The following is a 21472-nucleotide window of genomic DNA, read 5'->3' on the forward strand; positions in this document are numbered from 1 at the left end:
AGAAAAATGTGGATCAGGCCTTGAACTGCTGGGTGGCACGCACGAACTGGTCGAGCCTCTCGCGCGCCGCGCCGCTGGCAATCGCTTCGCGCGCGCGGCGGATGCCGTCTTCGACCGAGTCGGCCACGTTGGCGGCGTACAGCGCGGTGCCGGCGTTCAGCGATACGATCTCGCGCGGGGTGCCCGGCACGTTGGACAGCGCCTCGAGCAGCATTTCCTTCGATTCCGCCGCATCGGCCACCTTCAGGCCACGGTTGGAGATCATCTGCAGGCCGAAGTCCTCGGGGTGGATTTCATATTCGCGCACCTCGCCGTCCTTCAGTTCGCCCACCAGCGTGGCGGCGCCCAGCGAGACTTCGTCCATGCCGTCCTTGCCGTAGACCACGATGGCGTGCCTGGCGCCCAGGCGCTGCATCACGCGCACCTGGATGCCGACCAGGTCGGGGTGGAACACGCCCATCAGGATGTTGGGCGCGTCCGCCGGGTTGGTCAGCGGGCCCAGGATATTGAAGATGGTGCGCACGCCCATTTCCTTGCGGATCGGCGCGACGTTCTTCATCGCCGGGTGGTGCGTGGGCGCGAACATGAAGCCGATGCCCGTTTCTTCGATGCACTGGCCGACCTGCTCGGGCGTGAGCATGATGTTCACGCCCAGCGCTTCCAGCACGTCGGCGCTGCCCGACTTGGAGCTGACGCCGCGGTTGCCGTGCTTGGCGATCTTCGCGCCGGCGGCGGCCGCGACGAACATCGACGCGGTCGAGATATTGAACGTGTGCGAACCGTCGCCGCCGGTGCCGACGATATCGACGAAGTTCTCGCGGTCCTTGACCGGCACCTTGTTGGCAAATTCGCGCATCACCTGCGCGGCGGCGGAGATCTCGCCGATGGTTTCCTTCTTGACGCGCAGGCCGGTCAGGATCGCGGCGGCCATCACCGGCGAGATCTGCGCCTGCATGATCTGCCGCATCAGGTGCAGCATCTCGTCATGGAAGATCTCGCGGTGTTCGATGCAGCGCGTCAGGGCTTCTTGCGGCGTGATGGACATGGCGTTCTCGGTATCTGAAGTCTGCGGGGCGTGGTGCGTGCTGGCGGGTGCGGAATCGAGCAGTCTCATCGCGGCGCCTTGACGAAGTTGGCGAGCAGGGCATGGCCGTGCTCGGACAGGATCGACTCGGGATGGAACTGTACGCCTTCGACGGCGAGCGTCTTGTGGCGCACGCCCATGATCTCGCCGTCCGGGGTCCAGGCGGTGATCTCCAGGCAATCGGGCAGGGTTTCGCGCTCGATCGCCAGCGAATGATAGCGCGTCACGTCGAAGTGCCTGGGCAGCCCGGCGAACACGCCTTGCTGCGTGGTCTCGATGGTGCTGACCTTGCCGTGCATGACCTGCTTGGCGCGGATCACCTTGCCGCCGAAGGCCTCGCCGATGGCCTGGTGGCCCAGGCACACGCCCAGCAGCGGGACCTTGCCGGCAAAATGCTGCAGCGCCGCCACCGAGATGCCGGCTTCCCTGGGGCTGCACGGCCCGGGCGAGACGCAGATATGGTCGGGCCTGAGCGCCTCGATCTCCTCGATGGTGATCTCATCGTTGCGGTAGGTGCGCACGTCCACGCCCAGTTCGCCGAAATACTGGACCAGGTTGTAGGTGAACGAATCGTAGTTGTCGATCATCAGCAGCATGGCGTCTGTCTCCTGTTCTTTCAGATGTCGGAGTCCAGGCCATCCTGGACCTGCTCGGCGGCGCGGATCACGGCGCGCGCCTTGGCTTCGGTTTCCCTCCATTCGGCCTCGGGGTCCGAATCGGCAACGATGCCGGCGGCGGCCTGCACGTAGAGGTTGCCGTCCTTGACGATGCCGGTGCGGATCGCGATCGCCAGGTCCATCTCGCCGCCGAACGACAGGTAGCCCACCGCGCCGCCGTAGATGCCGCGCTTGCGCGGCTCCAGCTCATCGATGATCTCCATGGCGTGGACCTTGGGCGCGCCCGACAGCGTGCCGGCCGGGAAGGTCGCGCGCAGCACGTCCAGGTTGCTCATGCCTTCGCGCAGCGTGCCTTCGACCGAGCTGACGATATGCTGCACGTGCGAGTATTTCTCGATCACCATCTTGTCGGTGACCTTGACCGAGCCGGTCTCGGCAATGCGGCCGATGTCGTTGCGCGCCAGGTCGATCAGCATCACGTGCTCGGCGATCTCCTTGGGATCGTTCAGCAGCTCGGTGGCCAGCTGGGCGTCCTTTTCCGGCGTATTGCCGCGCGGGCGCGTGCCGGCCAGCGGGCGGATGGTGACGATGTGCTCGCTGCGGGTGTCGCCGTTGGTGCCGACCTTGCGCTCTTCCTGGCGCACCAGGATCTCCGGCGAGGCGCCTACCACCTGGAAGTCGCCGAAGTTGTAGAAGTACATGTACGGCGACGGGTTCAGCGAGCGCAGCGCGCGGTACAGCGACAGCGGCGCGTCGCGGTAGGGCTTGACCAGGCGCTGGCCGATCTGCACCTGCATCATGTCGCCGGCCATGATGTATTCCTTGGCCTTGTGCACGGCGGCCAGGTAGTCGGGCTTGGCGAACTCGCGGTAGACCTCGGTCTGCACCGACGGGCTCGTGACCGGCACGTCCACCGGCTGGCGCAGCTTCATGCGCAGCTCGCGCAGGCGCTGGCGGGCGCGAGGATAGGCCTCGGGCGTGGTCGGGTCGGCGTAGACGATCAGGTAGAGCTTGCCCGACAGGTTGTCGATGACGGCCAGTTCCTCGCACAGCAGCAGCTGGATATCGGGCAGGTTCAGGTCATCGGGCTTGTGCGTGTTGGCGAGCTTCTTCTCGATATAGCGCACCGCGTCATAGCCGAAGTAGCCGGCCAGGCCGCCGCAGAAACGGGGCAGGCCGGGGCGCAGCGCCACCTTGAAGCGTGCCTCGAACTCGCCGATGAAATCGAGCGGATTGCCTTCGTGGGTTTCGACCACCTTGCCGTCGGTCACTACCTCGGTGCGGTTGCCATAGGCGCGCAGCAGCGTGCGGGCATGCAGGCCGATAAATGAAAAACGCCCGAAGCGCTCGCCGCCGACCACCGATTCCAGCAGGAAGGTGTTGACGCCGCGGGTCTGCGACTGGGCCAGCTTCAGGTACAGCGACAGCGGTGTTTCCAGGTCGGCAAAGGCCTCGGCGATCAGGGGGATGCGGTTGTAGCCCTGGTCGGCCAGCGATTTGAATTCCAGTTCGGTCATGTCGGTCCTCTTGTGCGGCCCGCGCTGCGGCATGGGTCAGGCGCGGCGCCGCTTGTCGGCAGATAAGGCTGGAGCGTATGGAATCCCGCCCCGGTGGCGAACCGTGGTGCAGCAAGCTTGCGGACAAGTCTGCACACGGCCGGAGAGAGGGCGTGCGGCGCGTTCTTGAGCTAAACGTAGCAGAGAATTTTGGCTACGCTGGCTTTTGGCGGGTTTGGGTGGTGATGCCCGGCATCGGTGGCTACCTTGGCCGGTGGTGGCGAGGCCCTCGGGACGAGGGCTCGTCAGCAGACTCGCGAACGCACTTTACGCCTGTTGGGAGGCGCGCCAGCGACGCCAGGGCCAGGCCTGCCGATCACTGCCAGAAGAGATGCGTTTGCGGTTGAGAAACATGAAATGTCTTGAGATTCGGTCGCTATCGGTGACCTGCCCAGTGTGACGCAAACAGCGCTGCGGCATGGGCAATGGAGTCGACTATACCATCGGCTTCAACGCCTTGTACAGGGTTGCCATGGTTGTAGCCATAGGGCACCAGCAGCACCCCCATGCCGGCCGCGCGGGCCGCCTGCGCGTCGTTTTCCGAGTCGCCCAGCGCCGCCATCGCCGACGGCTCCAGGCCGAAGGCGTCGGCCACTTTCAGCAGCGGGAAGGGGTCGGGCTTGCGCAGCGGGAAGGCGTCGCCGCCGTAGACCAGCTCGAAGTACTGGGCCAGACCGGTCTTGGCCAGCAGCGGCTCGGTGAAGCTGTAGGGCTTGTTGGTCACGCAGGCCAGGCGCAGCCCGGCCGCCTTCATCGCCGCCAGGCCTTCGCGCACGCCCGGGTAGACCTGCGAGAACTGGCCGTTGATGCGGATGTACTCGCGGTCGTACAGCGCATAGGCGTCGGCGAACAGGCCGTTGGCGTGCAGCGGCGAGAAGCGCGCGTCCAGCACGCGCCGGATCAGGTTCTCGGAGCCCTTGCCGACATAGCTCACGATCTCCGCCTCGGACATCGGCGCCACCGGGCCCAGGTTGGGGTGCTGGCGGCCCAGCGTCAGCAGCATGGCGTTGATCGACGCGTGGAAGTCGCCCGCGGTGTCGACCATGGTGCCGTCCAGGTCGACGATCACGCCTTCGATGCCGCGCCAGTCGGTGCGGCGCAGGACCATGCCGTCCATCATTGGCCGGCCTGCTGGCCAACCTTCGCCAGTTCGCCGCGCAGCGCCGAGATGATGCCGCGGTAGCCGCCGTCGGCATCGGGCTTGCCGAACACGGCCGAGCCCGCCACGAAGGTGTCGGCGCCGGCCGCCGCGACCTCGGCGATGTTGTCCACCTTCACGCCGCCGTCGACTTCCAGCAGGATGGTGCGGCCGGTGCGGGCGGTGTATGCGTCGATGCGCTGGCGCACGGCGCGCAGCTTGTTGAGCGTCTCGGGGATGAACGACTGGCCGCCGAAGCCCGGGTTGACCGACATCAGCAGAATCACGTCCAGGCGGTCCATCACGTGGTCCAGGTGGTGCAGCGGCGTGGCCGGGTTGAACACCAGGCCGGCCTGGCAGCCGTGATCGCGGATCAGCGCGAGCGAGCGGTCGACGTGTTCGCTGGCTTCCGGGTGGAAGGTGATGATATTGGCGCCGGCCTTGGCAAAGTCCGGGATGATCCGGTCCACCGGGCGCACCATCAGGTGCACGTCGATCGGGGCCGTCACGTGCGGGCGGATCGCCTCGCACACCAGCGGGCCCACGGTCAGGTTGGGCACGTAATGGTTGTCCATCACGTCAAAGTGGATCCAGTCAGCGCCGGCCTCGGTCACGCGGCGCACTTCCTCGCCCAGGCGGGCAAAGTCGGCGGACAGGATGGACGGTGCGATGCGGTAGGTGGGCGTGCTCATGTCGGCGGCTAGGATGTGGGGTGCAGGGGAATGCTGTTTGCGTCTCTGGCGCGCCACGGGCGGGTGCCAGAGGGGATCGGGAGGGCCGTCCGGCACGGCCAGGCCCTGAAAGGGCTATATTCTACCGCTGCCCCGCCGCCCGGTGCTCTTGCCGGTGCTCTTGCCCGTGCCGCGGCCATCCCGCACAATGCGGCTACCCTTTTCCCTGCCTGGCGTCCCGCGCCGGCCCTGCCCACGATGAGCGAATACGCTTTTTCCGTCTCGGTACGCACCCAGTACCTGCCGGACCAGTCAGACCCTGAGCGCGGGCGCCATGCGTTCGCCTACACCATCACCATCCACAATACCGGGGAGGTCGCGGCACAGCTGATCTCGCGCCACTGGATCATCACCGACAGCGACAACGGCACGCAGGAAGTGGCGGGCCTGGGCGTGGTCGGCCATCAGCCGCTGCTCAAGCCGGGCGAGCATTTCGAGTACACCAGCTGGGCCACGATCTCGACCCCGGTGGGTTCGATGAAGGGCGAATACTTCTGCGTGGCCGAGGACGGCCACCGCTTCGAGGTGCCGATCCCCGAATTCGCGCTGGTGCTGCCGCGCATGCTGCACTGAACGTGCGGGGAACCTACTGGCGCGGCGCGCTGTCCTGATCCTGCGGCGGCGCTTGCGCGGCGCCCTGCGCCGGTTGGCGCGACGGGTGGTCGGACGGTGCGCGCGTGGGACGCGGGTTCTTTTTTGCCGTGCCCATGGTCCAGACCACGATAAAGATCAGCAGGAACAGCGCCACGCCGGCTTCCAGGGCGAACAGCAGCATGGGATGGGCTTCGAAGAACTTGCTCATGGCGGATGTGGCGCAGCCCGCTGGGGCGCAGGCGGTGGTTGAAGGATGACGGTGGGATTGTAGGGGCATTCCAGGTGAGTGCGGCCCTGCAAGCTGCGCCTTCCAGGACTTTGAACAATAGCAAGATGGCATACGCGGACGCTTCCCTGATTTCCCCGGTTTCCCCTTCGCACCCGCGCCGCATGCGCGGCTGGCTCGCGCTGGCCGGCGCGGCGGTGCTGCTGGCCGGCTGCATGAGCGGCCCGCCGCCGCGCATCGAGACCGGCCCGTCCGGCACCGCGCCGCCGTCGGCGTCGTCGCAGAAGGGCCGGCTGCAGGCCGCCAGCTGGGCCGAGATCGGGGGCTGGGCCCAGGACGACGTGCGCGCCGCCTGGCCCGCGCTGCAGCAGAGCTGCCAGGCGCTGAAGAAGCGCGCCGAATGGAGCCGTGCCTGCGCCGTCGGCATGATGGTCGACGCCGGCGACGTCAACGCCATGCGCGCCTACTTCGAAAGCAATTTCCAGCCGTTCCGCGTGGTCAATGGCGACGGCACCGACAGCGGCCTGATCACCGGCTACTACGAGCCGATCCTGCACGGCTCGCGCACGCGCCAGGGCCAGTACCAGGTGCCGCTGTACCGCAAGCCCGCGCAGTTTGCCAACCGCGCGCTGCCGGCGCGCGCCGAGCTGCTGCAGAACCCGGCCATGCGCGGCAACGAGCTGGTCTGGGTGGATGACGCGGTCGAGGCTGCTTTCCTGCAGATCCAGGGCTCGGGCCGCATCCGCATGGCCGACGGCAGCATGATGCGGGTGGGCTTCGGCGGCACCAACGACCAGCCGTTCCGCTCGTTCGGCAAGTGGCTGCTGGACCGCGGCGAGATCACGCCGGCGCAGGCCACCATGCAGGGCATCAAGGCCTGGGCGCGCGCCAACCCGGGCCGCATCGACGAGATGCTCAACATCAACCCGCGCTTTGTCTTCTTCCGCGAGCTGCCGCCCACCAACGACGGCCCGGTGGGCGCGCTGGGCGTGCCGCTGACCGCGGAGCGCTCGATCGCGGTCGACCCGGCCACCATCCCGCTGGGGGTGCCGGTGTTCCTGTCGACCACGCGCCCGCTGTCGACCGAGCCGATCCAGCGGCTGATGTTCGCGCAGGACACCGGCAGCGCCATCAAGGGCGGGGTGCGCGCGGACTTCTTCTGGGGTGCCGGCGACGCCGCCGGCGAGACCGCGGGCCGCATGAAGCAGGGCGGCCGCATGTGGGTGCTGATGCCGCGCAGCTGACCGCGGCAGCCGGCATCGGAGGAAGGGCGCCATCGCGGCGCCCTTTATTCTTGGTGAATGGCCCTCAGCGCGGGCGCTGGTCGACGATGCGCCGCGCCTTGCCCACCGAGCGCTCGATGCCGCCCTCGGGCAGCACCTCGATGCCGGCGGTGACGCCGATATAGGCCTTGATCTCGTGCGCCAGCCGCTCGCGCGCGCCTTGCGCCAGCCCCGGTTCGCTGCCGTGGGCGCATTCCACGCGCACCGTCAGCGTGTCCATGTGGCCGTCCTTGCTCAGCACGCACTGGTAGTGCGGCGCCAGCTCGGCGTGCCTGAGGATCAGTTCCTCGATCTGCGACGGGAACACGTTGACCCCGCGCACGATCATCATGTCATCGGTCCGGCCGGTGACCTTCTCCATGCGGCGGAACGCCGCACGCGCGGTGCCCGGCAACAGCCGGGTCAGGTCGCGGGTACGGTAGCGCACCACCGGCATCGCCTCCTTGGTCAGCGAGGTGAACACCAGTTCGCCGAACTCGCCGTCGGGCAGCACCGCGCCGGTAACTGGATCGATGATCTCCGGGTAGAAGTGGTCTTCCCAGATGGTCGGGCCGTCCTTGGTCTCGGCGCATTCGTTGGCCACGCCCGGGCCCATGACTTCCGACAGGCCGTAGATGTCGACCGCCGAGATGCCCATGCGCTTCTCGATCGCCAGCCGCATTTCCGGCGTCCACGGCTCCGCGCCGAAGATGCCCACGCGCAGCGAGGTGCTGGCCGGGTCGATGCCCTGGCGCTCGAATTCGTCGGCGATCGCCAGCATGTAGCTGGGGGTCACCATGATCACTTCGGGCTTGAAGTCCATGATCAGCTGCACCTGCCGCTCGGTCTGGCCGCCGCCGAACGGGATCGCGGTCAGGCCGGCCTTTTCCACGCCGTAGTGCGCGCCCAGGCCGCCGGTGAAGAGGCCGTAGCCGTAGCTGATGTGCACCTTGTCGCCGCGCCGCGCGCCCGACGCGCGGATCGAGCGCGCCATCACCGTGGCCCAGTTGTCGATGTCCTGGAGCGTGTAGCCGACCACGGTGGGCTTGCCGGTGGTGCCGGACGAGGCATGGATGCGCGCCACGCGGTCCTGCGGCACGGCGAACATGCCGAACGGGTAGTTGTCGCGCAGGTCCTGCTTGCTGGTGAACGGAAAGCGCGCCAGGTCGGCCAGCGAGCGCAGCTGGTCCGGATGCACGCCGGCCTCGTCGAACTTGCGGCGGTACACCGGCGAATTGGCGTAGGCGTGGTGGAGCGACCAGCGCAGGCGCTCCAGCTGCAAGGCCTGCAGCTCGGCGCGGCTGGCGGTCTCGATCGCATCCAGGGGCAGATCGGTCAGGCGCGTGCTCATGTCGTCTCCTGCACGGGGGGCGTTTGTCGTCAGCGTATTGTTGTTCAGGCGACTTCCGTTGCTTCTGGCGGCGGCACCACGTGTCCCTTGATCTGCGCCGACTTGCCGCGGAACATCGCCACCACCTGGCCCGCGGCATTGGTCACGCGGATGTCGTAGATGCCGTGCCGGCCGGACAGGACCTGCTCGGTGGCCTCGGCGGTCAGCACGTCGCCGCCGTGCACGGGCTTGAGGAACTCGATGCTGCAGCCCGCCGCCACGGTGTTGATGTTATGGCTGTTGCAGGCGAAAGCGAAAGTGGAATCGGCCAGCGTGAACATCAGCCCGCCGTGGCAGATGCCGTGGCCGTTGAGGAATTCCTTGCGCACCGGCATGGTCAGCCGCGCATAGCCGGGCCGCACGGCCTCGACCGTGATGCCCAGCCAGCGGCTGCAGGTGTCGGCTTCATACATGGCGGCGGCGGCCGCTTCGGCGAGGGCCTGTGGGTCCTGTTTCAAGCTGGTCTCCTATATATATGCGCGGGGCTGGCCCGCGCGGCTTATTTGCCGGTGAAGTGCGGCGCGCGCTTTTCGAGGAAGGCGTTGACCCCTTCCGCATAGTCGGCGGACTGGCCCAGCTCGCGCTGCAGGTCGCGTTCCAGGTCCAGCTGGGCGTCCAGCGTGGCCGTGGCGCTGGCATACATGGCGCGCTTGATCGCCGCCAGCGCCCGGGTTGGTTGCCCGGCCAGGTGCGTGGCCAGTGCCAGCGCCTGTTCCGGCAGCAGCGGGTCGTCCATGGTCTCCCAGACCAGGCCCCATTTCTCGGCCTTTTCGGCGCTCAGCCGCTCGCCGGTCATGGCCAGGCCCAGCGCGCGCGCCATGCCGATGCGCTGCGGCAGCAGCCAGGTGCCGCCCGAATCCGGCACCAGCCCGATCTTGACGAACGCCTGGATAAAGCTGGCCGAGCGCGCCGCCAGCACCATGTCGCAGGCCAGCGCCAGGTTGGCCCCGGCGCCCGCCGCGGTGCCGTTGACCGCGGCCACTACCGGCAGCGGCAGGGCCTGCAGCCGGCGGATCAGCGGATTGAACCAGGTATCGATCAGCTCGCCCAGGTCGGTCATGTGCCCGGGCGTGAAATCCAGGTCGGCCAGGTCCTGGCCGGCGCAGAAGCCGCGGCCCGCGCCGGTCAGCAGCAGCGCGCGCGCGCCGCCGGCCTCGACGTGGTCGAGCGCCTGCTGCAGCGCCTGGTGCATCGCGCGGGTGAAGCTGTTGAGCTTGTCGGGGCGGTTCAGGGTGATCACGGCCACCGGGCCCTGCCATTGCAGCAAGACCGGGCCGGCATCGATGCTGACCGGCTGGCCAGCGGAGGTGGACATCGGGGGCATTGTTTGTCTCCTGCCGGATTCTGTTCTTGCGGTCGGCGCGGCGGCTGCTTGCGACGGCGCCTCTTAAATAAACCGACCAGTCGGTCGGCAAATGTTAGCACTAATTTTTGGCTGCGGGGACGGGCACGTGGCTGCCAATGCCGGCAGGGTCCGCAATGCCGGTCGCGGGCGCCGCTCTATAATCGCGCTGCCAACAACAATCTGAAACCTGCCGGCATCCGTGTGCGGACCCCGGCATGTTCGCCTATTTGCCTCTATCCGCATTGGAAATCTTATGAAGAAGATCGCTGCATTACTCCTGATTTCGTCCGTGGCGCTGTTTGCGGCGTGCGGCAAGAAAGACGCAGCCCCCGCCGCCGGCACCGACACGGCCACGGCCAGCAAGATCATTGTCGGCCTGGACGACAACTTCCCGCCCATGGGTTTCCGCGATAACAGCAACGAGCTGGTCGGCTTCGATATCGATATGGCCAGGGAGGCCAGCCGGCGTCTTGGCATGACGGTTGAATTCAAGCCGATCGACTGGAGCGCCAAGGAGGCGGAACTCAACGGCAAGCGCGTGGATGTGCTGTGGAACGGGCTGACCATCACGGAAGAGCGCAAGAAGAACATCAGCTTCACCGCGCCCTATATGACCAACCACCAGATCGTCATCGTCGGTGCCAACTCCCCGGTGAAGGCCAAGGCAGACCTGGCCGGCCGCATCGTCGGCGCGCAGGACGGCAGCAGCGCGGTGGATGCGATCAAGAAGGAAGCCCAGGTCGCCGCCAGCCTGAAGGAACTCAAGACCTTCGGCGACAACGTGACGGCCCTGATGGACCTGTCGACCGGCCGCCTCGACGCGATCGTGGTGGATGAAGTGGTGGGGCGCTACCTGATCAGCAAGCGTGCCGGCGAATACAAGGTGCTGGAGGAAAACTTCGGTACCGAAGAGTATGGCGTGGGCGTGCGCAAGGATGACGCCGAGCTGCTCGGCAAGCTCGACAAGACCCTGGCCTCCATGAAGCAGGATGGCACGGCAGCCCGCATCGCCACGCAGTGGTTTGGCACTGACATCACCAGGTAATCCGGACGCTGCGTGACGCCCTGCGCCGTTCAGGCCGCGCGCCGCGCCGCATCCGGACCCGGGCGCCGCCCTGGCGCCCGGGATTCCACCCCTTTCTGTTTCACGCGAGCATGGACTACGTCTTATCTCTTCTGGCGCCATTGGCGCAGGGTGCGCAAGTCACGCTCACACTGTTTGCCATCACGCTCGCCCTGTCGGTGCCGCTGGGCCTGGCGCTGGCGCTGGCACGCATCTCGTCATGGCCGTGGCTGAGCGGCCTGGTCAATGGCTACATCTGGCTGATGCGCGGCACGCCGCTGATGCTGCAGATGCTGTTTATCTATTTCGCGCTGCCGTTCGTGCCGGTCATCGGCGTGCGCCTGCCCGACTTTCCCGCCGCGGTGGTCGCCTTTGCCCTGAACTACGCGGCCTATTTCGCGGAGATTTTCCGTGCCGGGATCAAGTCAGTCGATCGCGGCCAGTATGAGGCCAGCAAGGCGCTGGGCATGAGCTACTTCCAGACCATGCGCCGGGTCGTGCTGCCGCAGATGGTCAGCCGGGTCTTGCCGCCGGTCAGCAACGAAACCATTACGCTGATCAAGGACACGTCCCTGATCTACGTGCTGGCCCTCAACGATATTCTTCGCACCGCGCGCGGCATCGTGCAGCGCGATTTCACCACCACGCCTTTCCTGGTCGCCGCGCTCTTCTATCTGGTGATGACGCTGATTCTGACCTGGTTCTTCCAGAATCTCGAAAAACGCTATGCCAAACATGATGACTAGCCCGACCGGCGCCACGCCGAACCATGCGCCCGGCGTCATGATCGCGGCGCGGGACATTGTCAAATCGTTCGGGGCACTGCAGGTCTTGCGCGGCGTCTCCCTGACCTTGCGCAAGGGCGATGTCACCGCGGTGATCGGGCCGTCGGGTTCGGGCAAGAGTACCTTGCTGCGCTGCCTGAATCATCTTGAAGTGATCGACCGCGGCACCGTTGAAATCGAAGGCGAGGCGCTGGCGGCAGCCGGCCCCGACGGCGCAGCCAGATATGTGGCGGACGCGGAAGTGCGCCGCATCTGCCGGAAGATGGGCATGGTGTTCCAGTCGTTCAACCTGTTTCCGCACATGACGGTGCTGCAGAACATCATTGAAGCACCCATGACCGTCAAGGGACTGGCGCGCGACGCGGTGGTGCCCAAGGCAGAGGAGTTGTTGCGCAAGGTCGGCCTGCTGGCCAAGCGGGACAGCTATCCCGCGCGCCTGTCCGGCGGCCAGAAGCAGCGGGTGGCGATTGCGCGGGCGCTGGCGATGGAGCCCGACATCATGCTGTTCGACGAGCCGACTTCCGCGCTGGATCCGGAACTGACCGGGGAGGTGCTGCGCACCATGCGGCAACTGGCTGAAGAACATATGACCATGCTTGTCGTCACGCATGAAATGGGGTTTGCGCGGGAAGTGGCAAACCATGTCGTGTTCATGGACGAGGGCAGGATTCTTGAGGAAGGGCCGCCTGAGGACGTGTTCGGGGCACCAGCCCACGCGCGCACGCGCGAATTCCTGGCGCACATGCTCTAGGCGGCGCCTGCGCCGCCACGTCGCGACCGGTGGCAGAATAGCCCGCAGCCGGTGGCGACGGTGCCATCCGCCTGCCAATACATAGGAGAAGACATGCCGTACGAAAACATCTTGGTCGAGACGCGCGGCCGCGTTGGCCTGGTCACGCTGAACCGCCCCAAGGCCCTGAACGCGCTCAATGACGCGCTGATGGATGAACTGGGCGCCGCACTGATCGCCTTCGACCAGGATGAGGGCATCGGCGCCATCGTCATTACCGGCAGCGAGCGCGCCTTCGCCGCCGGCGCCGATATCGGCATGATGGCCAAGTATTCCTTCATGGATGTGTACAAGGGCGACTACATCACCCGCAACTGGGAAACCATCCGCAAGATCCGCAAGCCGGTGATCGCCGGCGTGGCCGGCTATGCGCTGGGTGGCGGCTGCGAGCTGGCCATGATGTGCGACATCATCATCGCGGCGGATTCGGCCAGGTTCGGCCAGCCTGAGGTGAAGCTGGGCACCATGCCCGGCGCCGGCGGCACCCAGCGCCTGCCGCGCGCGGTGTCCAAGGCCAAGGCCATGGACCTGTGCCTGACCGCGCGCATGATGGACGCCGCCGAAGCCGAGCGCGCCGGCCTGGTGTCGCGCGTGGTGCCGGCCGACAAGCTGCTGGACGAAGTGCTGGCGGCCGCCGAGACCATCGCCGGGTTCTCGCTGCCGGTGGTCATGATGATCAAGGAATCGGTCAACACCGCCTACGAGACCACGCTGGCCGAAGGCGTGCACTTCGAGCGCAGGCTGTTCCATTCGACCTTCGCCAGCGAAGACCAGAAGGAAGGCATGGCCGCCTTTGTCGAGAAGCGCGCGCCGAATTTCCAGCATCGTTAATAGTCTGGATCAGGGAATACCCGAGGTCCGCGCGGGGGTATTATCTTTCTCCCGCGCCTGGGTTCCCGGGGATTTCCTTTGCAGCTCAATGGGTTACGACATAATCACCGAAACCCCTAGCGGATCATCGTGACAAAGTTGTTGCAAGGGCGGCGAAACCGGCCTACTATTCGCCCCCTCGCAACACGCAACGCAGCGCTGCAAAGCAGACGCAGCAAGGGTTGCGGGGTCAGCCGGAAGGCTGGCGCAGCGAAGTTTGCAGCGCCGGCCGCAGCAAAAAAAGATTGCTGAAACGGTTGACGAAACGAAGAAAGCTCTGCATAATCTCGTTTCTCTGCTGCAGACAACGCAGCGACGCAAACGGCAAAGCCGGTAGCGTAGTTCTTTAACAAACAAACAACCGATAAGTGTGGGCGCTGGGTAGCGGACGCCACTGTCTTCGGACAGTGTTGCTTCACAAGTTATACAGTGCTCGCACAGCAAAACGTGACTGGATCTTCGGATCTGGTCAGTCAGTTTTCTGAGAGTGAGCGACCGCTCGAAAGAGCGAGGGAGCCGCGAGGCTTCCACACAGAGATTGAACTGAAGAGTTTGATCCTGGCTCAGATTGAACGCTGGCGGCATGCCTTACACATGCAAGTCGAACGGCAGCACGGGCTTCGGCCTGGTGGCGAGTGGCGAACGGGTGAGTAATACATCGGAACGTGCCCTGTAGTGGGGGATAACTAGTCGAAAGATTAGCTAATACCGCATACGACCTGAGGGTGAAAGCGGGGGACCGCAAGGCCTCGCGCTACAGGAGCGGCCGATGTCTGATTAGCTAGTTGGTGGGGTAAGAGCCTACCAAGGCGACGATCAGTAGCTGGTCTGAGAGGACGATCAGCCACACTGGGACTGAGACACGGCCCAGACTCCTACGGGAGGCAGCAGTGGGGAATTTTGGACAATGGGGGCAACCCTGATCCAGCAATGCCGCGTGTGTGAAGAAGGCCTTCGGGTTGTAAAGCACTTTTGTCCGGAAAGAAATGGCTCTGGTTAATACCTGGGGTCGATGACGGTACCGGAAGAATAAGCACCGGCTAACTACGTGCCAGCAGCCGCGGTAATACGTAGGGTGCGAGCGTTAATCGGAATTACTGGGCGTAAAGCGTGCGCAGGCGGTTTTGTAAGACAGGCGTGAAATCCCCGAGCTCAACTTGGGAATGGCGCTTGTGACTGCAAGGCTAGAGTATGTCAGAGGGGGGTAGAATTCCACGTGTAGCAGTGAAATGCGTAGAGATGTGGAGGAATACCGATGGCGAAGGCAGCCCCCTGGGACGTCACTGACGCTCATGCACGAAAGCGTGGGGAGCAAACAGGATTAGATACCCTGGTAGTCCACGCCCTAAACGATGTCAACTAGTTGTTGGGGATTCATTTCTTCAGTAACGTAGCTAACGCGTGAAGTTGACCGCCTGGGGAGTACGGTCGCAAGATTAAAACTCAAAGGAATTGACGGGGACCCGCACAAGCGGTGGATGATGTGGATTAATTCGATGCAACGCGAAAAACCTTACCTACCCTTGACATGCCACTAACGAAGCAGAGATGCATTAGGTGCCCGAAAGGGAAAGTGGACACAGGTGCTGCATGGCTGTCGTCAGCTCGTGTCGTGAGATGTTGGGTTAAGTCCCGCAACGAGCGCAACCCTTGTCTCTAGTTGCTACGAAAGGGCACTCTAGAGAGACTGCCGGTGACAAACCGGAGGAAGGTGGGGATGACGTCAAGTCCTCATGGCCCTTATGGGTAGGGCTTCACACGTCATACAATGGTGCGTACAGAGGGTTGCCAACCCGCGAGGGGGAGCTAATCCCAGAAAACGCATCGTAGTCCGGATCGTAGTCTGCAACTCGACTACGTGAAGCTGGAATCGCTAGTAATCGCGGATCAGCATGCCGCGGTGAATACGTTCCCGGGTCTTGTACACACCGCCCGTCACACCATGGGAGTGGGTTTTGCCAGAAGTAGTTAGCCTAACCGCAAGGAGGGCGATTACCACGGCAGGGTTCATGACTGGGGTGAAGTCGTAACAAGGTAGCCGTATCGGAAGGTGCGGCTGGATCACCTCCTTTCTAGAGGCTTGTGTCTCAAGCCTAGCGTTCACACTTATCGGTTTGTTTGCTGTTACAGCCAAGGGTCTGTAGCTCAGGTGGTTAGAGCACCGTCTTGATAAGGCGGGGGTCGTAGGTTCAAGTCCTACCAGACCCACCAAGTTATCCGGAAGGGGGATTAGCTCAGCTGGGAGAGCACCTGCTTTGCAAGCAGGGGGTCGTCGGTTCGATCCCGTCATCCTCCACCATCACCTGGTACCTTGGAATTGGTGGTCAAATGCAAGCGCTTAGCATTGAGCGTTTGCATTTGGCATTGCCAAGCGATCGCAAGATCGGCTGTTCTTTAAAAATATGGGATGTAGTAAAGGTGTCGCGGTGCTTTGATGAGAAGCACAGTAGTTAAACGCGATACCGGGTTGTGATTGTATCAACCAAAATGTATTTAAGTGATCGAAAGATGACTTGGAATACGGCACAAATGCGAGAACTCATCCTGTAGCGACTGTTTCGAGCGATCGAGACACACTCGTTATAGGGTCAAGCGAACAAGTGCATGTGGTGGATGCCTTGGCGATCACAGGCGATGAAGGACGCGGTAGCCTGCGAAAAGCTTCGGGGAGCTGGCAAACAAGCTTTGATCCGGAGATGTCCGAATGGGGAAACCCGGCCCGTATGGGTCATCCCTGACTGAATCCATAGGTCAGGGAAGCGAACGCGGCGAACTGAAACATCTAAGTAGCTGCAGGAACAGAAATCAACCGAGATTCCCAAAGTAGTGGCGAACGAAATGGGAAGAGCCTTGTACTCTTTAGCAGTGGTGTTAGCAGAACGGGATGGAAAGCCCGGCCATAGCAGGTGATAGCCCTGTATGCGAAAACACGATTGTGGAACTAGGTGTACGACAAGTAGGGCGGGACACGTGAAATCCTGTCTGAAGATGGGGGGACCATCCTCCAAGGCTAAATACTCGTGATCGACCGATAGTGAACCAGTACCGTGAGGGAAAGGCGAAAAGAACCCCGGGAGGGGAGTGAAATAGATCCTGAAACCGCATGCATACAAACAGTCGGAGCCTGGAAACGGGTGACGGCGTACCTTTTGTATAATGGGTCAGCGACTTACATTCAGTGGCAAGCTTAACCGATTAGGGAAGGCGTAGCGAAAGCGAGTCCGAACAGGGCGTTGAGTCGCTGGGTGTAGACCCGAAACCAGATGATCTATCCATGGCCAGGTTGAAGGTGCGGTAACACGTACTGGAGGACCGAACCCACTAACGTTGAAAAGTTAGGGGATGAGCTGTGGATAGGGGTGAAAGGCTAAACAAATCTGGAAATAGCTGGTTCTCTCCGAAAACTATTTAGGTAGTGCCTCGTGTGTCACCTTCGGGGGTAGAGCACTGTCATGGTTGGGGGGTCTATTGCTGATTACCCCGCCATAGCAAACTCCGAATACCGAAGAGTGCAATCACGGGAGACAGACATCGGGTGCTAACGTCCGGTGTCAAGAGGGAAACAACCCAGACCGCCAGCTAAGGTCCCCAAGATTGGCTAAGTGGGAAACGAAGTGGGAAGGCTAAAACAGTCAGGAGGTTGGCTTAGAAGCAGCCACCCTTTAAAGAAAGCGTAATAGCTCACTGATCGAGTCGTCCTGCGCGGAAGATGTAACGGGGCTAAGCCAGTCACCGAAGCTGCGGACGCACAGTAATGTGCGTGGTAGGAGAGCGTTCTGTAAGCCTGTGAAGGTGTCTTGTAAAGGATGCTGGAGGTATCAGAAGTGCGAATGCTGACATGAGTAGCGATAAAGGGGGTGAAAGGCCCCCTCGCCGTAAGCCCAAGGTTTCCTACGCAACGTTCATCGGCGTAGGGTGAGTCGGCCCCTAAGGCGAGGCAGAGATGCGTAGCTGATGGGAAGCAGGTTAATATTCCTGCACCGTCGTATGATGCGATGGGGGGACGGATCGCGGAAGGTTGTCCGGGTGTTGGAAGTCCCGGTCCCTGCATTGGAGAAGGCGCTTTGGCAAATCCGGGCGCGGGATTCAAGGATGTGGGGCGAGCGGCCTAGTGCTGCGAAGCAATTGGAAGTGGTTCCAAGAAAAGCCTCTAAGCTTCAGTCATACGAGACCGTACCGCAAACCGACACAGGTGGGCGAGATGAGTATTCTAAGGCGCTTGAGAGAACTCGGGAGAAGGAACTCGGCAAATTGGTACCGTAACTTCGGGATAAGGTACGCCCTGGTAGCTTGACTGGCCTGCGCCAGAAGGGTGAAGGGGTTGCAATAAAATGGTGGCTGCGACTGTTTAATAAAAACACAGCACTCTGCAAACACGAAAGTGGACGTATAGGGTGTGACGCCTGCCCGGTGCCGGAAGATTAAATGATGGGGTGCAAGCTCTTGATTGAAGTCCCGGTAAACGGCGGCCGTAACTATAACGGTCCTAAGGTAGCGAAATTCCTTGTCGGGTAAGTTCCGACCTGCACGAATGGCGTAACGATGGCCACACTGTCTCCTCCCGAGACTCAGCGAAGTTGAAGTGTTTGTGATGATGCAATCTCCCCGCGGCTAGACGGAAAGACCCCATGAACCTTTACTGTAGCTTTGCATTGGACTTTGAACCGATCTGTGTAGGATAGGTGGGAGGCTTTGAAGCGTGGACGCTAGTTCACGTGGAGCCGTCCTTGAAATACCACCCTGGTTTGTTTGAGGTTCTAACCTTGACCCGTGAATCCGGGTCGGGGACAGTGCATGGTAGGCAGTTTGACTGGGGCGGTCTCCTCCCAAAGTGTAACGGAGGAGTTCGAAGGTACGCTTGGTACGGTCGGACATCGTACCTAAAGTGCAATGGCAAAAGCGTGCTTAACTGCGAGACCGACAAGTCGAGCAGGTGCGAAAGCAGGACATAGTGATCCGGTGGTTCTGAATGGAAGGGCCATCGCTCAACGGATAAAAGGTACTCTGGGGATAACAGGCTGATACCGCCCAAGAGTTCATATCGACGGCGGTGTTTGGCACCTCGATGTCGGCTCATCTCATCCTGGGGCTGTAGCCGGTCCCAAGGGTATGGCTGTTCGCCATTTAAAGAGGTACGTGAGCTGGGTTTAAAACGTCGTGAGACAGTTTGGTCCCTATCTGCCGTGGGCGTTGGAATCTTGACGGGGGCTGCTCCTAGTACGAGAGGACCGGAGTGGACGTACCGCTGGTGTACCTGTTGTCTCGCCAGAGGCATCGCAGGGTAGCTATGTACGGAAGAGATAACCGCTGAAAGCATCTAAGCGGGAAACTCGCCTGAAGATGAGGATTCCCTGGCGGCTTGACCGCCTTGAAGGGTCGTTCGAGACCAGGACGTTGATAGGCTGGGTGTGGAAGCGCAGTAATGCGTTAAGCTAACCAGTACTAATTGCCCGTAAGGCTTGATCCTATAACCAGTGTGTTTTGCCTGGTGTGTGTGATCGTGACTGTGCCGAAACAGTTGACACAAGACGCACAACCCCAACTACATCCCTATTCGCAGCGTTGACCTCAACCTCAGCGCTGCAACCCCTTATGCCTGGTGACCATAGCGAGTTGGAACCACCCCTTCCCATCCCGAACAGGTCCGTGAAACGACTCCGCGCCGATGATAGTGCGGATTACCCGTGTGAAAGTAGGTCATCGCCAGGCTCTTATCCCGCAGAACCCCCAGCCCAAAAGGCTGGGGGTTTTTGCTTTGGCGCGGCGCAGCTGATCCTGGCGCAGGCACGCAGGAGCGCGTTGTTTTCGTGCCGCAGCGCGGGTCAGGGAGCATTCCGACGCTGCCCGCCTTCTGATATGGTCGACACCCAAGTGCCCCTCTGCGGCACGAAGTCGGCTGCAACCCATGTTTGCAGCAAGTAGTGAGCAATAGCCGGACCATTGTCGACAGAGCAGGTCCGGGTTTCGGGTTTCGAGGGGTTACATGACGGCCAAGATGTTCAGGCTGGTTTTGACTGGCGCCGCCAGCGCGCTGCTGCTGGCAGGATGCGCATCCAATCCCTCTGATTCCGCGCTATCCCCGGGCGATCCGGCCCCGATGGCTGCCACTTCCGCGGTCGATTGCGAGGCGTTCGCCAAGCGCATGGCTGCATACGCGGCGGCGCAGAAGGATGCCGAAGCGGGGCCGTCTTCCGACCCGCTGGCTGCCGCCAACACCCGCGCGGCAGAAGCTGAAGCCGGGGACGATGGCGAACCCGCCGACGCAGCGCCGGTCACCCTCGCCACGCTGCCGTTGTTCTCGGTCTCGCCGCGCGGAGACCAGCTGCCGGTTGGCTGGCAGCCCTGGACCATCAACCGCAACAAGGTCCCCACCCGCTATTCGCTGGCCGAGGTCGACCAGCGCGTGGTTGTCCATGCGCAGGCCGACAGTTCCGCCTCCGGCCTGTATGTCCCGCTGCGTGACCGCGATGCCGGCACGCTGCGCTGGACCTGGAAGACCAGCGGCATCATCCGCAATGCCGACAACAGCGTCGGCCCGCGCGAGGATTCGCCGCTGCGCCTGTTTGTCGCCTTCGACGGCGACAAGGGCGCCTTATCGTTGAAAGACCAGCTGATGTACGAGATGGCGCGGCTGACCACCGGTCGCGAAATGCCTTACGCCACCCTGATGTATATCTGGGGCGGACGGCGCGCCGAAGGTTCGGTGGTGAAAAATCCGCACACCGACCGTGTGCGCATGATCGTGGTGGATAGCGGCACGAAGTACGCCAATGAGTGGCGTTGCCACGAGCGCGACCTGCGCGCGGACTACCGCAAGGCGTTCGGGACCGACCCGGGCCGGGTCATCGCCGTGGGCATCATGACCGATACCGACAACACCAGGAGCAAGGCCGAATCCTGGTACGGCGATATCGCGCTGGACTGAAGCGCCCCGGCGGCATCCTCAGCCGCCGATCGGCTCGGCCAGCGCGAGTACCGCGAACGAGGCCAGCCAGTGTGTCGACACATACTCGCCTTCGACCGCCTGCGGCAGCGACGCCCCGAGATGCTCTGACCACGCACGGACAGCCAGTGGCCGCAGCGGATCGGGCAGGGCAGGCTCCAGCAGGCGCCAGCACCATGCGCGCGACAGGTTGAGTCCGTCCAGATGCGAGGTCTTGGGATCGCTGCGATTGGCGACTTCCACCGGCGTCAGCCAGTTGGCCAGCTCCGCCTGCCCCGGCACGAACAATTCCCACCATTCCGAAAACGCGCAGCCGTCCATCACGGCGTGCATCAGCACGGCTTCGGTCAGCCCGCCGGACAGGAACTCATCGCCGCCGGGTTCATAGCGGGCAGGATATTTCTGGTCGTGTCCGAACCAGCGATGCGCCCGCCGCACGATGGCGCGCCGCAAGGCCAGGTCCTGGTGCGTGCGCGCATAGGCCATCGCCATGACCAGAGCGAAAGCGCTGTTGAAGTGGGTGCCGGTGCGCACCGGGAACACCGCCGCATCGAGGAACTCCGCAAGCTGGTGCGACAAATGCGAGGCCAGCGGCGCGCACGCGTCGGCCCAGGTGGCGGCCTGCGGGTCCTGGCGCGCCTGCACCAGCAACTCGGCCTGCAGCTTCAGCATCCAGCCCCAGCCGTAGGGGCGCTCGAAGGTGCGTGCGTGGGGCCGCTGGAAGTAGGCCAGTTCGACCGCCATGTGCTCTGGCCGCAGCTGGGCATCCAGCGCGGCGCGGATGCGCGGTGCCTCTTCCAGGTCCGGCCACAGCGCCAGCAGCCGTACCAGCAGCCAGTGCATGTGCACGCTGGAATGCCAGTCGTAGCTGCCGCAGAAGACCGGGTGCCAGGCCGCGGGCTCGGCCACGTCGCCGGCGCAGGCCATCATGTGATCCAGCTTGTACGGATACCGGCGCAGGATATTGTCCAGCGCCACGCGCGCGAAGCTGCGCGCTGTCTCGCGATCCAGCGCAGAGCGGCCCATCGCGGTAGCTCCCCTGTAGTTATCGTAATGCTGCGGTCAGGCAGCTGCGCTC

At 63.3% G+C, this 21472-nt stretch carries 17 protein-coding genes, 2 tRNA genes and 3 rRNA genes; 12 read left to right on the top strand and 10 right to left on the bottom strand.

The features are described from left to right. Positions 1-13: 13 nt before the first annotated feature. The 5 genes from trpD to rpe form a co-directional block, all read right to left on the bottom strand. Positions 14-1045, bottom strand: coding sequence for an anthranilate phosphoribosyltransferase (gene trpD / locus ACZ5MJ_RS00985; protein WP_464223626.1), 1032 nt, complete (start codon positions 1043-1045; stop codon positions 14-16). A 65-nt stretch (positions 1046-1110) separates the two neighbouring features. Next, a complete protein-coding gene (locus ACZ5MJ_RS00990; RefSeq protein ID WP_432258405.1) occupies positions 1111-1680 on the bottom strand; it encodes an aminodeoxychorismate/anthranilate synthase component II in 570 nt (189 codons plus the stop codon). Between the two features lie 20 nt (positions 1681-1700). After that, a complete protein-coding gene (trpE, locus tag ACZ5MJ_RS00995) occupies positions 1701-3218 on the bottom strand; it encodes an anthranilate synthase component I (protein WP_464221716.1) in 1518 nt (505 codons plus the stop codon). 415 nt (positions 3219-3633) lie between these two features. After that, on the bottom strand, positions 3634-4377 hold the full coding sequence (gph, locus tag ACZ5MJ_RS01000) for a phosphoglycolate phosphatase (protein WP_464221718.1): 744 nt from the start codon (positions 4375-4377) through the stop codon (positions 3634-3636). Next, complete coding sequence (gene rpe / locus ACZ5MJ_RS01005) at positions 4374-5087, bottom strand: ribulose-phosphate 3-epimerase (RefSeq protein ID WP_432258402.1); 714 nt, start codon at positions 5085-5087, stop codon at positions 4374-4376. The genes gph and rpe overlap by 4 nt, the downstream gene beginning before the upstream one ends. A 237-nt stretch (positions 5088-5324) precedes the next feature. Between rpe and apaG the strand changes: the two genes are divergently transcribed. Continuing rightward, positions 5325-5699, top strand: a complete 375-nt coding sequence (apaG, locus tag ACZ5MJ_RS01010; protein ID WP_012353991.1) for a Co2+/Mg2+ efflux protein ApaG — start codon at positions 5325-5327, stop codon at positions 5697-5699. 13 nt (positions 5700-5712) lie between these two features. Here the strand turns inward: apaG and ACZ5MJ_RS01015 are convergent, their stop codons facing one another. Next, positions 5713-5928 (bottom strand): hypothetical protein, encoded by a 216-nt coding sequence (locus ACZ5MJ_RS01015; protein ID WP_432258401.1) that lies wholly within the window; start codon positions 5926-5928, stop codon positions 5713-5715. A 125-nt stretch (positions 5929-6053) separates the two neighbouring features. Here ACZ5MJ_RS01015 and mltA point away from each other — a divergent pair, with 125 nt between their 5' ends. Continuing rightward, entirely contained in the window at positions 6054-7190 is a 1137-nt protein-coding gene (mltA, locus tag ACZ5MJ_RS01020) for a murein transglycosylase A (protein ID WP_464221721.1), read from the top strand. Positions 7191-7254: 64 nt separating this feature from the next. On the opposite strand, the gene paaK is transcribed toward mltA, so the two are convergent. Genes paaK through paaG form a run of 3 tightly spaced genes read right to left on the bottom strand, consistent with a single transcriptional unit; the run spans position 7255 to position 9922 of the window. After that, positions 7255-8559 carry a phenylacetate--CoA ligase PaaK gene (gene paaK, locus ACZ5MJ_RS01025; protein WP_464221722.1) on the bottom strand — a complete coding sequence of 435 codons (1305 nt, stop codon included), beginning with the start codon at positions 8557-8559 and terminating at the stop codon, positions 7255-7257. Positions 8560-8603: 44 nt separating this feature from the next. Continuing rightward, positions 8604-9056, bottom strand: a complete 453-nt coding sequence (gene paaI / locus ACZ5MJ_RS01030; protein WP_464221723.1) for a hydroxyphenylacetyl-CoA thioesterase PaaI — start codon at positions 9054-9056, stop codon at positions 8604-8606. A 41-nt stretch (positions 9057-9097) separates the two neighbouring features. Then, a complete protein-coding gene (gene paaG / locus ACZ5MJ_RS01035; RefSeq protein WP_464221724.1) occupies positions 9098-9922 on the bottom strand; it encodes a 2-(1,2-epoxy-1,2-dihydrophenyl)acetyl-CoA isomerase PaaG in 825 nt (274 codons plus the stop codon). Positions 9923-10196: 274 nt separating this feature from the next. On the opposite strand from paaG, the gene ACZ5MJ_RS01040 reads away from it, so the two are divergent. From ACZ5MJ_RS01040 to ACZ5MJ_RS01085, 10 genes are all read left to right on the top strand, one after another. Continuing rightward, positions 10197-10988 carry an amino acid ABC transporter substrate-binding protein gene (locus ACZ5MJ_RS01040; protein ID WP_464221725.1) on the top strand — a complete coding sequence of 264 codons (792 nt, stop codon included), beginning with the start codon at positions 10197-10199 and terminating at the stop codon, positions 10986-10988. 110 nt (positions 10989-11098) lie between these two features. Next, the gene (locus tag ACZ5MJ_RS01045) at positions 11099-11752 is read left to right on the top strand and encodes an amino acid ABC transporter permease (RefSeq protein ID WP_026201215.1); all 654 of its coding nucleotides are present in this window, start codon (positions 11099-11101) and stop codon (positions 11750-11752) included. Positions 11753-11789: 37 nt separating this feature from the next. Next, positions 11790-12542, top strand: coding sequence for an amino acid ABC transporter ATP-binding protein (locus ACZ5MJ_RS01050; protein ID WP_464223627.1), 753 nt, complete (start codon positions 11790-11792; stop codon positions 12540-12542). Positions 12543-12635: 93 nt separating this feature from the next. Next, entirely contained in the window at positions 12636-13412 is a 777-nt protein-coding gene (locus tag ACZ5MJ_RS01055) for an enoyl-CoA hydratase (protein ID WP_432258342.1), read from the top strand. 579 nt (positions 13413-13991) lie between these two features. Continuing rightward, positions 13992-15523: ribosomal RNA gene (locus ACZ5MJ_RS01060) — 16S ribosomal RNA — on the top strand. 62 nt (positions 15524-15585) lie between these two features. After that, positions 15586-15662, top strand: a tRNA-Ile gene (locus ACZ5MJ_RS01065). Between the two features lie 12 nt (positions 15663-15674). Further along, positions 15675-15750: transfer RNA gene (locus tag ACZ5MJ_RS01070), tRNA-Ala, on the top strand. Between the two features lie 287 nt (positions 15751-16037). Next, a 23S ribosomal RNA gene (locus ACZ5MJ_RS01075) occupies positions 16038-18918 on the top strand. A 128-nt stretch (positions 18919-19046) separates the two neighbouring features. Continuing rightward, positions 19047-19160 (top strand): 5S ribosomal RNA (rrf, locus tag ACZ5MJ_RS01080). Together the 16S, 23S and 5S rRNA genes with 2 tRNA genes alongside form the textbook arrangement of a ribosomal RNA operon. Positions 19161-19434: 274 nt before the next feature. Then, on the top strand, positions 19435-20376 hold the full coding sequence (locus ACZ5MJ_RS01085) for a DUF3047 domain-containing protein (RefSeq protein WP_464221727.1): 942 nt from the start codon (positions 19435-19437) through the stop codon (positions 20374-20376). A gap of 18 nt (positions 20377-20394) precedes the next feature. Here the strand turns inward: ACZ5MJ_RS01085 and ACZ5MJ_RS01090 are convergent, their stop codons facing one another. Beyond that, positions 20395-21420, bottom strand: a complete 1026-nt coding sequence (locus tag ACZ5MJ_RS01090; RefSeq protein ID WP_464221728.1) for a DUF2891 domain-containing protein — start codon at positions 21418-21420, stop codon at positions 20395-20397. Positions 21421-21472 lie beyond the last annotated feature (52 nt).

Source organism: Cupriavidus sp. LA-1 (genome assembly GCF_055385985.1).

Excerpts from the sequence above, each read along its gene's own strand:
- ACZ5MJ_RS01050 (WP_464223627.1), top strand. The coding sequence starts at position 11,790 with ATGATCGCGGCGCGGGACATTGTCAAATCGTTCGGGGCACTGCAGGTC.
- rpe (WP_432258402.1), bottom strand. The coding sequence starts at position 5,087 with ATGAGCACGCCCACCTACCGCATCGCACCGTCCATCCTGTCCGCCGAC.
- gph (WP_464221718.1), bottom strand. The coding sequence starts at position 4,377 with ATGATGGACGGCATGGTCCTGCGCCGCACCGACTGGCGCGGCATCGAA.
- ACZ5MJ_RS01040 (WP_464221725.1), top strand. The coding sequence starts at position 10,197 with ATGAAGAAGATCGCTGCATTACTCCTGATTTCGTCCGTGGCGCTGTTT.
- ACZ5MJ_RS01015 (WP_432258401.1), bottom strand. The coding sequence starts at position 5,928 with ATGAGCAAGTTCTTCGAAGCCCATCCCATGCTGCTGTTCGCCCTGGAA.
- ACZ5MJ_RS00990 (WP_432258405.1), bottom strand. The coding sequence starts at position 1,680 with ATGCTGCTGATGATCGACAACTACGATTCGTTCACCTACAACCTGGTC.
- apaG (WP_012353991.1), top strand. The coding sequence starts at position 5,325 with ATGAGCGAATACGCTTTTTCCGTCTCGGTACGCACCCAGTACCTGCCG.
- trpE (WP_464221716.1), bottom strand. The coding sequence starts at position 3,218 with ATGACCGAACTGGAATTCAAATCGCTGGCCGACCAGGGCTACAACCGC.
- ACZ5MJ_RS01045 (WP_026201215.1), top strand. The coding sequence starts at position 11,099 with ATGGACTACGTCTTATCTCTTCTGGCGCCATTGGCGCAGGGTGCGCAA.
- paaG (WP_464221724.1), bottom strand. The coding sequence starts at position 9,922 with ATGCCCCCGATGTCCACCTCCGCTGGCCAGCCGGTCAGCATCGATGCC.
- ACZ5MJ_RS01055 (WP_432258342.1), top strand. The coding sequence starts at position 12,636 with ATGCCGTACGAAAACATCTTGGTCGAGACGCGCGGCCGCGTTGGCCTG.
- mltA (WP_464221721.1), top strand. The coding sequence starts at position 6,054 with ATGGCATACGCGGACGCTTCCCTGATTTCCCCGGTTTCCCCTTCGCAC.
- ACZ5MJ_RS01085 (WP_464221727.1), top strand. The coding sequence starts at position 19,435 with ATGACGGCCAAGATGTTCAGGCTGGTTTTGACTGGCGCCGCCAGCGCG.
- ACZ5MJ_RS01090 (WP_464221728.1), bottom strand. The coding sequence starts at position 21,420 with ATGGGCCGCTCTGCGCTGGATCGCGAGACAGCGCGCAGCTTCGCGCGC.
- paaK (WP_464221722.1), bottom strand. The coding sequence starts at position 8,559 with ATGAGCACGCGCCTGACCGATCTGCCCCTGGATGCGATCGAGACCGCC.
- trpD (WP_464223626.1), bottom strand. The coding sequence starts at position 1,045 with ATGTCCATCACGCCGCAAGAAGCCCTGACGCGCTGCATCGAACACCGC.